This is a genomic window from Haloarchaeobius sp. HME9146 (genome assembly GCF_025399835.1).
GTDB lineage: Archaea > Halobacteriota > Halobacteria > Halobacteriales > Natrialbaceae > Haloarchaeobius.
On sequence record NZ_JAODVR010000001.1, the window covers coordinates 1,397,178 to 1,409,107 of the forward strand.

An 11,930-nucleotide genomic window follows, 5' to 3' on the forward strand; every position below is an offset into this window, starting at 1 on the left:
AGCAAACAATAGGTTATGTCCCTTCTGGTTCGGGTACTCCTTGCGCGTAACCGGCCCGGACGCCCTCTGCGAGTTCTCTCGCCTTCTCCTCGAGGCGCTGGGGGACGTCGTCGCCCTCCGGGTCGCCGTACTCGGCGACGATGTCCACGAGGGCGCTGCCGACGATGACGCCGTCGGCCCCGCCGGCCACGATTCGCTTGGCATGGTCTCCGGTCGAAACACCGAAGCCGACGGCCTTGGGGATATCGTACTGACAGATGCGACTGAGAGAATCGGCCGTCTGGTCACTCACGTCGTCTCTGGCCCCTGTCGTGCCGAGTCGCGCCTGCACGTACACGTAGCCCGAGGTCTGTTCCATCATGCGTTCGAGGCGCTCGCCGCGGGTCGTCGGCGCGATGATGAAGACGAGGTCGAGCCCGTACTCGTCACACGCCTCGCGGAGCGGGTCGGACTCCTCGGCCGGCAGGTCCGGCACGACGAAGCCCGAGATACCGACCTCGGCGGCGCGCTTCACGAAGGGTTCCGGGCCCTCGTCCTCGCCGTACTGGTAGATGAGGTTGTAGTAGGTCATACAGACCAGCGGCACCTCGACGTCGAGCGACTCGACGAAGTCGAAGTACACGTCGGGCGTGACGCCGGCTTCGAGTGCGCGGACGACCGAGGCCTGGATGGTCGGCCCCTCCGCGATGGGTTCCGAGAACGGGAGGCCGAGTTCGATGACGTCGGCCCCGCCGCGTTCGAGCGCCTTCACGTACTCGCGGGTGCGCTCGACGCTCGGGTCGCCCACGCAGAGGTACGGGACGAAGGCGGGTTCGTCGAAGGCGTCGGCGAGGTCGCTCATAGGCCACCTCCGACTTCCTCGAAGACGTCCATGTCCGGTGCCCCGGGGATGTTCCGCTTCTCCGTCTCCTCGATGACCGCCTCGAGGTCCTTGTCACCGCGGCCGGAGACGTTGATGATGGTCACCTCTCCCAGCTGGTCCGGGTGTTCGGCCGCGAACGCGACCGCGTGGGCGGACTCCAGTGCGGGGATGATGCCCTCGTGCTGACTCAGATGGTGGAAGGAGGCGAGCGCCGCGTCGTCGTCGACGTTCACCGGAGTCACCCGTCCCTCGTCGACGAGGTAGGCGAGCTCCGGGCCGACGCCGGCGTAGTCCAGGCCAGAGGAGATGCTGTGGCTCTCGACGATGTTCCCGTCTCGGTCCTGCAGGAGCTTCGTCCGGGCCCCGTGGAGAATCCCTTCGGAGCCGGTCGAGAGCGACGCCGAGTTCGGGGCGACGCCCGTCTCGTCGTCGACCTCCAGCGAGGACCCGCCCGCCTCGACGGCGAACAGGTCCACGTCTTCGTCGGCGACGAAGTTCGCGAAGGTGCCCATCGTGTTCGAGCCGCCGCCCGCGCAGGCGACGACCGAATCCGGCAGCCGACCCGCCTGTTCCTGTATCTGGCGGCGAGCCTCCTCGCTGATGACGGCCTGGAAGTCACGCACCATCGACGGGAACGGGTGTGGTCCCACGACAGACCCGATGACGTAGTGGGTGTCCTCGACGTTGGTCGCCCAGTCGCGCATCGTCTCGTTGATGGCCTCCTTGAGGGTGCCACGCCCGGCCGTGACTGGGTTGACCTCGGCCCCGTTCAGGCGCATCCGGAAGACGTTGGGGCGCTGGCGGGCGATGTCGCGGGTCCCCATGTATATCTCACAGGGGAAGTCGAGGTGGGCCGCCGCCATGGCCGTCGCAGTGCCGTGCTGGCCCGCGCCGGTCTCGGCGACGATGCGTTCCTTGCCCATGTACTTCGCGAGGAGCACCTGTCCGAGCGCGTTGTTCAGCTTGTGTGCGCCCCCGTGGAGCAGGTCCTCGCGCTTGAGGTACACCTCTATCCCGTATTCCTCGCTGAGGCGGTCGGCCCGCTGGAGCGGGGTCGGGCGGCCGCCGAAGTCGCGAAGCCGGCGGCGGAACTCGTCCATGAAGCCGTCCTCGTTCTCCAGTACGTAGCGCTGGTAGGCGTCTTCGAGTTCCTGGATCGCAGGCATCAGGGCTTCCGGGACGTACTGGCCGCCGTAGCGGCCGAACGTGCCCGGTCGGTCGAGTGTCGATTCCTCGGTCGTCGTCCCGTCGTCGTCAGTACTCATGCGTTCACCAGGTCGCGTGTGTTCGTCTCCACGTCTCCGTCCATGATCGCGCTGCCGACGAGCAGTCCGTCCGCACCAGCGTCGCGCATCCGCCGCGCGTCCGCCGGCGTCGTGATTCCGGATTCGGCGAGCAGTGTCACGTCGTCCGGAACGTGGGGCGCGATGGACTCGAATGTGTCGAGGTCCACGACCAGTTTCGCGAGGTCGCGGTTGTTCACGCCCACCAGCGTCGCCCCGGCGTCGACGGCGGTCTCCAGCTCGGCCAGCGTGTGCACCTCGACCAGCGGCTCGAAGCCACGGTCGCGGGCCGCCTGGAGCATCCCCTCGAGGTCGTCGAGGAACCGCACGATGAGCAACACCGCGTCGGCCTCGACGGCATCGAGGTGGGCCTCCTCCAGCAGGAAGTCCTTGCGGAGCACGGGGACGTCGACCGCCTCGCGGATGCGTTCGAGGTTCTCCGTGCTCCCGCCGAAGTGTTCCGGCTCCGTGAGAACCGAGATGGCGGCCGCGCCGCCCGCGACCATCTGTCTCGCCAGCTCGACCGGGTCGTCGGTCCGCGAGCCCTCTGTCGTCGGACTCGTCGGCTTCACCTCCGCGATGACGGGTATCCGCCCGTCGGCCGCGGCGGCCGCGAGCCCATCGACGAGCGACCGCGATTCCACCGAGACGCGCCCGTCAGGCGTCTCTCGCCGCGCCGCAGCGTCCAGAATCGACTGGACTGCTGGCGCAATATCCTCAGTAGCGTTCATCATCGTACATTGATGTGCTAATATGTACATAAGCCTTGCGCACGCCTCAGGGAATCGCATACTACTGGTGCTGCTGGCACTGGAAACATTTTTGCACAGAAGTTCAGTTTAAAAGTTTAAGTTATTTCCATCGGTATCTGGTTGGTGTCGCATGTCAACAGCCATCACGACTCCAGCGACACGACGAATCGCCTCTGTGACACTCGCACTCGTGCTGCTCGTCGGCGCGGTCGGCCCGGCAGCCGCGACCGCCGATTCCGGGCCGGACAACGACCCGGTCCTGTTCGTTCACGGGTTCTTCGACACCCACGACACGCCCTGGTGGGACCTCGCCGAGCATCGCCTCGTCGAGCGCGGCTACGACCCCGGGAACGTCCACGTCCTCGACCTCGGCTCCATCCCCGGGACGACCGTCCACTCACCAGAGGACTACGCGCAGGTCGTCTGTGACCGCGTTCAGGAGATCGCCGCCGAGACGGGGAGCGAGGTCGACATCGTCGCCCACTCGATGGGCGGCCTCGACTCCCGGTACTGCGTCGAGAAGCTCGGCGGGAACGTCCACGTCGACGACCTCATCACCCTCGGCACGCCGCACCAGGGGACCTACGCCGCCTACCTCGCGTACCTCACGCCCGGCGGCTACGACATGGTCCCCGGCAGTGACTTCCTCACCGACCTGAACGACGGCACCCTCGCGAAAGGTGTCGAGTACACCGCCATCTGGAGCGACAGCGACGAGATAATCAACCCCGACGAGTACGCCAAGCTCCCCGCCGACTCCATGGACTCGGTCGCCGAGGCCCGGAACATCAACCGACACTGGGAACTTCACCTCCAGCTCGCCTGGGACGAGGACGTCTTCGAGGTCTGGTACCAGTATCTGGACTGACGAGGAACCTTCAAGTTGGTCTCGTGCGATTCCTCACGTATGGACGACGCGGGAATCTACGCGAGGCACTACCCCTTTCTGGAGCGATACGTGCAACTCGGCGTCGCGAGCGGGCGCGTCATCTCGGTCTCGTTCCCGGAACAACCAGACGACGGCGCGGGCGATGACCACCCACTCCTCGACCGCATCCAGACCTACTTCGATGGGGTCCAGAAGGTGAACTTCGACGACGTGACGGTCGCACTCACCCTCCCGACCGACCAGCGCGAGGTCTTAGAGACCTTACGCGAGAACGTCCCGTACGGTGAGCAACTGGACGTGAAACAGCTCGCCCGCATGACGCCCGGGCTCGACGCCGAGGACGAGGACGACCTCATCCTCGTCCGGACCGCACTCGACGCGAATCCCGCGCCCCTGCTCATCCCGTGTCACCGCGTCCGGGACGGGCCGAGCGCCGCCCCGCCGGAGGTCGAACAGCGCCTGCGCTCGGTCGAAGAACTCTGATTCTCGGTCACGTCCACTCCACGCCCAGTCCCTCGTGGACGACGAACTCCAGTGCGTTCACCAGATAGTGCGCCACGACCACGGCCAGCAGGCTGCCCGTGAGGATGAACACCGCCGCGAGGACGAACCCCAGGGTGCCCGTGATGGCGACCCCAGCCGGTCCCTGCACGCCGTGGCCGACCGCGAACGCCAGCGACGAGACGACGGCCAGTAGCCACGGCGACACACCGAAGCCGACCGCGAGCGCCCCGACGAGCACGGCCCGGAACATGAACTCCTCGAACACCGCGACCAGCGGGAGCACCCCGGCGAGCAGGACGACCCAGCCCTGCGGCGTGTCGGGGGCGAGCAGTGCCCGCAGTTCCTCACCGGTCTCGATGTCGAAGCGCGCAGAGACGGACGTACCGACCTGGTTCGCGACGTAGAGCGCGACGCCGAGGCCGACACCCACCGCCAGTGCTGGCAGGCTGAAGTGTCCCCAGGCCACGCCCAGGGCGGCCGGTGGAACGTGCGCCAGCACCGCTGCCCCGACGAGTATCGCGAGGAACAGCCCCTGCGTGAGTGCGACGTTCGCCAGCAGCAGGCCGGTCGAGAGCTCGTGCTGTGCCCGGTCGGGCGCGTTATCGGCCAGCCACTGGTCCTGGCGCTCGGTTGCCCACTCGTCGCCCTGCTCGGCAACCCACTCCTCGTACAGTCCCTCGTGTTCGGCGAACTGCTCGCGGGCGTGCGCGTCGAGTTCCTCGGGCGTGGGCAGTGCAGGGTCCGTGGTCGTCACTGTCGAACTCGTGGCGTGTGCGAGAAATAACAAGAAACCACAGACGACCACCGCGACGGATGCGAAGGCCGCCCAGTTCGGCATCTACTGCGGGCTCGGAGACCCGCCGCTTCGACCGACGTTGTGTTCGAGCGCCGAGCCCGTGATGGACTTCAGGCGGTCGACGAGCGAGTCCTTCTCGGTCTCGCCCACGAGGGCCACCTCGAGGACCTCGCTGATGTGGCTGACCGGGATGATCTCGATCTGCTCCTTGTACTCGTCCTCGATCATCACGTCCTGCTCGTTCGCCTTCGGGATGATGACCCGGTCGAGACCGGCCTTCGCCGCGGCCTCTATCTTGTGGGTCACCCCACCGACGGGGAGCACGTCGCCCCGGACCGACAGCGAGCCGGTCATCGCCATCGACTGGTCGACGGGCACGTCTTCGAGCGCCGAGATGACCGCGGCCGCGACCGTGATGGACGCGGAGTCACCGTCGACACCCTGCTGGCCCGCCTGGACGAACTGGATGTGGATGTCCTTCTCCGAGATGTCCTCGTCGGAGAACTTCTTGATGATGGCGGAGACGTTCTGCACCGCCTCCTCGGCCATCTCCTGGAGCTTCCCGGTCGCGATAACCTTACCCTGGCCCTGTGCCGGGACGACCTCGGCCATGACGGGGAGGACGATACCGCTGTCCTCGCCCATGACCGCGAGGCCGTTGACACGGCCGACCACGTCGCCGGAGGAGACGGTCAGCTCGTAGTCCTTGCGGCGCTCGATGTAGTCGTCGGCCAGCTGCTGCTCGATGGAGCGGCTGCGGCGCTTGGCGCGGAGCACGTCCTCGCGGTCCGTGTTCTCCTTGTCCTCGGCGCGTGCGATGTCACCGGAGACACGCACCAGGCCACCGAGGTTACGCAGTTCGAGGGTCAGGTGCCCCTTGCGGCCCGCACGGCGGCGGGCTTCGAGGATGATCTCCTCGACGGCGTCGCGGGTGAACGACGGGAGGCGGCCGTCCTTGGCGACCTCCTGTGCCACGAAGCGCGCGTACTTGCGGCGCATCTCGGGCGTGTCCTCGATGGTGTCGTCCATGTAGACCTCGTACCCGTATCCCTTGATACGGCTGCGGAGTGCGGGGTGCATGTTCTCCATCGCGTCGAGGTTCCCCGCGGCGACCATGATGAAGTCACAGGGGACGGGCTCGGTCTGGACCATCGCACCCGAGGAGCGCTCGGACTGGCCCGTGATGGAGAACTCGCCCTCCTGGATGGCGGTCATCAGCTTCTGCTGGGACCGGATGTCGAGGGTGTTGATCTCGTCGATGAACAGCACGCCCTTGTTCGCCTTGTGGATGGCACCGGGCTCGACGCGGTCGTGGCTCGGCGTCTCCATCCCACCGGACTGGAACGGGTCGTGGCGGACGTCGCCCAGCAGCGCACCGGCGTGCGCGCCCGTCGCGTCCTCGAACGGCGCGGTCTGCTGTTCCGCGTTGTTCACGATGAGGTTCGGAATCATCGAGTCGCTCGAGCGACCGGAGTAGCGGAACGCGAGGTAGACGACACCGGCTGCGAGGATACCCAGCAGCAGGTTGCGGGTGACGACCGCGTACACGAGGACGACGGCCATGATGATGAGCATCAGGAACGAGCGCATCTGGTTGCGCTTTCGGGCCTCGTCCTTGTACGCCTCGATGATCTGGTCGCCCTTGCCCGCGGGAACGGTTCGGACCTTCGGCTCGTTGCCGTCGTCCGGGTTGTGGTAGACGAGGATGTCCTGGAGGTCCTCCTTCGGGAGGAGCTGGGACATCGCCTTCGCCAGCATCGACTTCCCGGTACCCGGGGAGCCGATCATCATCACGTGCCGGCGCTGCTTGGCAGCTTTCTTGACGATGTCACGGGCCTCGTCCTGGCCGATGACCTGGTCGACGAGGCGCTCTGGCACCTCGATCTCTTCGGTGCTGTCGATCTGGAGGCCACCGAGGAGGTCGTCCTCGGCGACATCTTCGTCGATGTCGGCACCGATGTCGACTTCCACGTCGCTACCCAGTCGTTCGATGGAGTCACCGTCCTCGGAGGGGGAATCGTCGGGGACGACGGGGTCCGGGTGCTCGTCCTTCGGGACGCCCGGCATCTCCGTCTCGCCCGACTCGGAATCCCCGTCAGCCTCGGTCTCCTCGACCGTCTCCGGGATTCCGTCGGTGGTGTCACTGTCGTTGCTCATAGAATCGGGTTACTACCTGAATCGAAGGCTCAGGGACTGATATACTTTCTCCCCCCGTACCTCTGTACCACACGACCGGATTCGATGGATACAAGGCTCCTACACGCCGTGAACGGCACCCACCCGATGCCGCCATCCTTATAAATGACACGGTCGACCAATGGAGTATGACCCGCGGATTCTACATCGGGCGGTTCCAGCCGTACCACAACGGCCACCACAGCATGGTGAAGACCATCGCGGAGGAGGTCGACGAACTCGTGCTTGGTATCGGGAGCGCGGGGGACTCCCACAGCACCCACGACCCGTTCACGGCGGGCGAGCGCATCATGATGCTCACGAAGTCGCTCCAGGAGTTCGACCTGACGACGTACTCGGTCCCCATCGAGGACCTGGACCGGAACTCGGTGTGGGTGAGCCACGTCCAGTCCATGTCGCCGTCGTTCGACGTGGCGTACTCCAACAACCCGCTCGTCATCCGGCTGTTCGAGGAGGCCGGCATCGAGGTACGCCAGTCCCCGATGTTCAACCGCGACGTGCTGGAGGGCACCGAGGTCCGCGAGCGCATGATCCAGGGCAAGGACTGGGAGAGCCTCATCCCGGACCCGGCCGTCGAGGTCATCCGCGAGATAGACGGTATCGGCCGCATCCAGCAGGTGGCCGCGAGCGACTCCAACGGCGGGGAATGATAACGCTCGCTTCCGACTTCGGGTCTCCCTACCCTGCAGCGATGAAGGGCGTCATCTGTGCCCACTCCGACGCTCGCATCGAGGACATCGCCCACGACTTCCCCCGCCACGACGTGCGGGCCGCCGCCTTCTGGCTCCGCGAGCTTCTCCCCTATTTTCCGCCGGCGGTCCACTGCGTCGTCGTCGACCCCGGCGTCGGCACCGACCGCGACGCCATCGTCTTGCGAGTCGGTGACCACGCCCTCGTCGCGCCCGACAACGGGGTAGTCCTGCCGGTCGCCCGCGAGCTGGCTGGACTTGCGCCCGGCGACTCTCTCGAACACGACGACGTGTCCACCTTCGTCATCGACGACGCCGAGGCCGACAGCACCACCTTCCACGGCCGGGACGTGTTCGCCCCGGCAGCCGCCGCTCTCCACGAGGCAGGTGTCCAGAACGCCGAGAGCCTCGACAGGCTCACGCCGACCGATTCTGCGAACCTCGTCGACTGCACGCTCCCCGAGGCCAACATCGAAAACGGCCGGGCTGAAGGCGAAATCCTCGTCGTCGACGACTTCGGGAACGCCATCACGAACATTCCAGGCGAGTTCCTCGCGGGCGCGAGCGCGGTGACGGTAAACGGGGAGCACACACCCGTCGGTGACACCTTCGCCGCCGTCTCCGAGGACGACCGGCTCGTCACCGTCGGCAGCCACGGCTACGTCGAGTGCGACGTGAACCAGGGACGCGGCGACGAGGCCTTCGGACTCGAACCGGGTGACGGGGTCATACTGGAACGATGCTGACCCCCTTCGCCGCGATGAACGCGCTCGGGACCGTCGCGTTCGGGGCTGCTGGCGCGTCCAAGGGCGTCGAGAAGGACCTCGACTACCTTGGTATCGCCGTCCTCGGCGTCGTCACGGCCCTCGGCGGCGGTATCACCCGCGACCTGCTCGTCAGGAAGGTCCCCGGGGCACTGCTCTCCGAATCGGACATGACCCTGGCGCTGGCCGGCGTCGGCGTCGCCATCGTCCTCACGCACCTCGAAGCGGGCGACATCGCGGACTCGCCACTGCTCACGATTCCCGACGCCATCGGCCTCGCCGCCTTCGCCGGGACCGGGGCCATCGTCGGCTACGAGGCCGGGCTCTCGCCCTTCGGCGTGGTCATCACGGCGACCCTGACGGGAACTGGCGGCGGCGCGATTCGGGACTTGCTGGCGCAAGAGGTCCCGAGCATCCTCCACGAGGACTTCTACGCGACCTGCGCGCTGGCCGGCGGGGCCGCCTTCTGGGTCGTTCGAGAACTGGGTGGGCCGCAGGTGTGGGCGACGGCTGCGAGTGTCGGACTCGCGCTGGGCTTGCGGCTTGCGGCGATGCGGTACGACTGGTCGCTTCCGAATCCGTGAGTGGGCTGGTTCGCCGTCGTTTCGACGGAACGCTGGTAGACCGAGGGTCAGTTGATTCTCCGGAGGACCGTTCGCGCTACGAGTCCGGCGCGAACTCGACGCCCGTTATCTGGACTCGAGCACCACCGCTCGCCTCCGCTCCTATCGAAATCTCCCACCCGTGTGCGTCGGCGATCGCCCGGACTATCGAGAGCCCGAATCCAGTCCCATCCTCACGGCCCGAGTACCCGAACTCGAACACCTGTTCGGGGTCGACCCCGGCGAACCCGGGGCCATCGTCCTCGATGTAGAACCCTGTATCGTCCGGGAGTGGCCCCACCCGAACAGTGACGTCGCTCCCGCCGTGCTCGACACTGTTGCGCAGCACGTTCTCGAACAGTTGGAGCAATCGGTCTCGGTCTGCGAGTATCGTCGGCACCGGGTCGTACACACACGTGGCGGTCTCTGGAACCGTCCCTTCCCGTGCCCGCTCGAACACCGCCCCGACGTCGGTCGGTTGCGTCGTCTCGACCAGCCGGCCCTGATGGGCGACGGTGAGCAGGTCGTCGACGAGTCTCCCCGCCCGCTCTAGCGCTTCCTCGGCGGCGTCGAGGTGTTCGTCCTCGCCCGTCTCCCGGTACAGATACAACCGGCCGTCGATGACCGCCAGCGGCGACCGCAGGTCGTGTGTCACGGTGCTGGTGAACTCCTCCAGCCGCTCGTTCTGTCGTTCGAGTCGCTTGCGCTGCCGTTCGAGTTTTCCCTCGCGGCGCTTCTGGTCGGTGATGTCCTGAACGACACCGAGCGCACGGTGCGGTTCGCCAACCTCATCCTCGAACATTCGCCCGCGGGCGGCAATCCACCGCTGCTGACCGTCCACCCGGACGATCGGGCACTCGAACGCCCACACTCCCGTCCGGAGGCTCTCCTCGAAGCTCCGCTCGATGCGGTCGCGATGCTCCGGGACGACGTGGTCGAGGAACCGCTCGAAGCTCCAGTCGTCGGGCGGTTCGTCGTAGCCGAATATCTCGTCGTGTCGAGCCGTACGGAGGGGCGAGTCGAGTGTCTGGAGGTCGAGTTCCCAGATACCGATTCCCCCGATCTCGGTCGCGAGGTGGAGCCGTTCCTCGGACGCTTGCAATGCCTGCTCGGCCGTCTCGCTGTCCCCACGGGAGCTCGTCGCTGACGTGTTGGTAGACTCGACGATAGCACCAGTCCCGCGTGGCGTCTTCCGTTGGGACATCGGAGTGTCGACTGGTCGCCACCACACACGTCCGTGAGCGCCGACCTCCTTCGTTTCTAGAAATCTCTCGCCGACGAGGGTTTCAAGTTGTTCGGAGATGGCCCGGTTGGAGCAGTCGAACTTCGCGGCTACGTCGGATGTGGTCAGTGGAGTCCCGGGCGGGCCGAAGCCTTCAACCACCGCTCTGACCGCCGTGAGTGATGGTGCGGCAGATGGCATGAGTAACATACGACACTAGAGAGCATATAGCGTGCGCCCGGAGACTGGAACGGACGTAGGAGTCTTGACAGGCCCATCCTCCTCACCTGACCCTCCAGCTACTGAATGCATTCTCTGTATGCAGCAGGCGATTCCTCACGAGTTCGAGCCAGAACACTGGGTGAATCGACAGGTCGACCCCTCTGACTCTGTCACTGGCACGCTTCTCCATCAGGTCGCGCCCGTCCTGTATCCCCGGCCGGCAGAGCGAGTCGGCTCACCACCTGAAGAGATTATCCCGCTCGCCCACCGAGTGGCTCCTATGCAGTGGTGTGTCCGGTCATCGAGAGCAGCCGGGGGCGAGAGTGAGCGCACCCGCGACCGAAGCCGGAGGGGGAACGTAGCGTGACCGACGACCCCCTCCCGGTCGAACACCTCTCGCCGCTCGCCACGCTCGTCGAGGAGGTACTCGCGGCCGTCGGCTACGAGGTGACGGCCGCCATCGAGACCATCGACGACGCTGTCCCCGGATTCGGCGGTCTCTTCGACCCCGCGACCAGCCGGACCGAGCTCCGAAGCACACTCGAAGACCTGCTGGCGTCGGGGGTCACACGCCCACCTGTCCCCGAGGCGACCGACGACAGCTTCATCCTCTACGTGGACGGGAGTTCACGCGGCAATCCCGGTCCCGCGGGTGCGGGCGCTGTCATCATGGACACGTCGGAGAACGAACTCGCACGTCTCGGCCGACCCGTCGGCTCCAGTTCGGGGAACAACACCGCCGAGTACGTCGCTCTCCAGCTCGGGCTCTCCGAACTGCTGACCCGGTACGAGCCACGCGATCTCGAGGTGCGTATCGATTCGATGACCGTCATCCGGGACGTCTGGGGCGGCGACGACCCGACGGAACCGGGCGTCGAGCAGTACAGCGAGGCCATCGCGGCGGCGCTGTCGCGCATCCCGGAGCACCGGTACACGCACCTTGCCGACAGCGACCCGAACCCCGCTGACGCGCTCGCGACGGTTGGTGCGGACATTGCTGCGCTTGGGCCGTGATGGTGGTGGCACGGAACGATACCTGAACCGACCGTTTCAGTAGCTGGAAGGGGACAGCCCACGGCTCTATCCGTGGGAGGACTCCGACCACGCCGCGATTCACGGAGCGGTCCCACGTATCTTGGCCGCCGTCTC

At 66.4% G+C, this 11,930-nt stretch carries 12 protein-coding genes; 6 read left to right on the forward strand and 6 right to left on the reverse strand.

The features are described 5' to 3' along the window. Positions 1-13 precede the first annotated feature (13 nt). The 3 genes from trpA to trpC are packed head-to-tail and all read right to left on the reverse strand — an operon-like array spanning position 14 to position 2,876. Positions 14-841: a tryptophan synthase subunit alpha gene (gene trpA / locus N6C22_RS07085; RefSeq protein WP_261650399.1), complete on the reverse strand. Its 828-nt coding sequence runs from the start codon at positions 839-841 to the stop codon at positions 14-16. Next, on the reverse strand, positions 838-2,127 hold the full coding sequence (trpB, locus tag N6C22_RS07090) for a tryptophan synthase subunit beta (protein WP_261650400.1): 1,290 nt from the start codon (positions 2,125-2,127) through the stop codon (positions 838-840). The genes trpA and trpB overlap by 4 nt, the downstream gene beginning before the upstream one ends. Beyond that, complete coding sequence (gene trpC, locus N6C22_RS07095; protein ID WP_261652537.1) at positions 2,124-2,876, reverse strand: indole-3-glycerol phosphate synthase; 753 nt, start codon at positions 2,874-2,876, stop codon at positions 2,124-2,126. Before trpC ends, trpB begins: the two co-directional genes overlap by 4 nt. Positions 2,877-3,027: 151 nt before the next feature. On the opposite strand from trpC, the gene N6C22_RS07100 reads away from it, so the two are divergent. Together N6C22_RS07100 and N6C22_RS07105 are read left to right on the forward strand one after the other, a co-directional pair. After that, positions 3,028-3,765: a triacylglycerol lipase gene (locus N6C22_RS07100; protein ID WP_261650401.1), complete on the forward strand. Its 738-nt coding sequence runs from the start codon at positions 3,028-3,030 to the stop codon at positions 3,763-3,765. A 39-nt stretch (positions 3,766-3,804) separates the two neighbouring features. Beyond that, positions 3,805-4,269 (forward strand): MGMT family protein, encoded by a 465-nt coding sequence (locus N6C22_RS07105; protein ID WP_261650402.1) that lies wholly within the window; start codon positions 3,805-3,807, stop codon positions 4,267-4,269. A gap of 7 nt (positions 4,270-4,276) precedes the next feature. Here the strand turns inward: N6C22_RS07105 and N6C22_RS07110 are convergent, their stop codons facing one another. Further along, positions 4,277-5,044 (reverse strand): CPBP family intramembrane glutamic endopeptidase, encoded by a 768-nt coding sequence (locus tag N6C22_RS07110; RefSeq protein WP_261650403.1) that lies wholly within the window; start codon positions 5,042-5,044, stop codon positions 4,277-4,279. An 84-nt stretch (positions 5,045-5,128) separates the two neighbouring features. Further along, on the reverse strand, positions 5,129-7,243 hold the full coding sequence (gene lonB, locus N6C22_RS07115) for an ATP-dependent protease LonB (protein WP_261650404.1): 2,115 nt from the start codon (positions 7,241-7,243) through the stop codon (positions 5,129-5,131). Between the two features lie 167 nt (positions 7,244-7,410). Here lonB and N6C22_RS07120 point away from each other — a divergent pair, with 167 nt between their 5' ends. Genes N6C22_RS07120 through N6C22_RS07130 form a run of 3 tightly spaced genes read left to right on the forward strand, consistent with a single transcriptional unit; the run spans position 7,411 to position 9,319 of the window. Then, positions 7,411-7,932, forward strand: a complete 522-nt coding sequence (locus N6C22_RS07120; protein ID WP_261650405.1) for a nicotinamide-nucleotide adenylyltransferase — start codon at positions 7,411-7,413, stop codon at positions 7,930-7,932. Next, the gene (locus N6C22_RS07125; protein WP_261650406.1) at positions 7,929-8,717 is read left to right on the forward strand and encodes an S-adenosyl-l-methionine hydroxide adenosyltransferase family protein; all 789 of its coding nucleotides are present in this window, start codon (positions 7,929-7,931) and stop codon (positions 8,715-8,717) included. The genes N6C22_RS07120 and N6C22_RS07125 overlap by 4 nt, the downstream gene beginning before the upstream one ends. Continuing rightward, a complete protein-coding gene (locus tag N6C22_RS07130; protein ID WP_261650407.1) occupies positions 8,711-9,319 on the forward strand; it encodes a trimeric intracellular cation channel family protein in 609 nt (202 codons plus the stop codon). Before N6C22_RS07125 ends, N6C22_RS07130 begins: the two co-directional genes overlap by 7 nt. 76 nt (positions 9,320-9,395) lie before the next feature. On the opposite strand, the gene N6C22_RS07135 is transcribed toward N6C22_RS07130, so the two are convergent. Further along, on the reverse strand, positions 9,396-10,541 hold the full coding sequence (locus N6C22_RS07135; protein WP_261650408.1) for a HAMP domain-containing sensor histidine kinase: 1,146 nt from the start codon (positions 10,539-10,541) through the stop codon (positions 9,396-9,398). 603 nt (positions 10,542-11,144) lie between these two features. Between N6C22_RS07135 and N6C22_RS07140 the strand changes: the two genes are divergently transcribed. Beyond that, on the forward strand, positions 11,145-11,795 hold the full coding sequence (locus N6C22_RS07140) for a ribonuclease HI family protein (protein ID WP_261650409.1): 651 nt from the start codon (positions 11,145-11,147) through the stop codon (positions 11,793-11,795). Positions 11,796-11,930: the final 135 nt, after the last annotated feature.

Coding starts and splice junctions, on each gene's coding strand:
- trpC (WP_261652537.1), bottom strand. CDS start 2,876: ATGAACGCTACTGAGGATATTGCGCCAGCAGTCCAGTCGATTCTGGAC.
- trpB (WP_261650400.1), bottom strand. CDS start 2,127: ATGAGTACTGACGACGACGGGACGACGACCGAGGAATCGACACTCGAC.
- N6C22_RS07120 (WP_261650405.1), top strand. CDS start 7,411: ATGACCCGCGGATTCTACATCGGGCGGTTCCAGCCGTACCACAACGGC.
- N6C22_RS07135 (WP_261650408.1), bottom strand. CDS start 10,541: ATGTCCCAACGGAAGACGCCACGCGGGACTGGTGCTATCGTCGAGTCT.
- trpA (WP_261650399.1), bottom strand. CDS start 841: ATGAGCGACCTCGCCGACGCCTTCGACGAACCCGCCTTCGTCCCGTAC.
- N6C22_RS07100 (WP_261650401.1), top strand. CDS start 3,028: ATGTCAACAGCCATCACGACTCCAGCGACACGACGAATCGCCTCTGTG.
- lonB (WP_261650404.1), bottom strand. CDS start 7,243: ATGAGCAACGACAGTGACACCACCGACGGAATCCCGGAGACGGTCGAG.
- N6C22_RS07130 (WP_261650407.1), top strand. CDS start 8,711: ATGCTGACCCCCTTCGCCGCGATGAACGCGCTCGGGACCGTCGCGTTC.
- N6C22_RS07105 (WP_261650402.1), top strand. CDS start 3,805: ATGGACGACGCGGGAATCTACGCGAGGCACTACCCCTTTCTGGAGCGA.
- N6C22_RS07125 (WP_261650406.1), top strand. CDS start 7,929: ATGATAACGCTCGCTTCCGACTTCGGGTCTCCCTACCCTGCAGCGATG.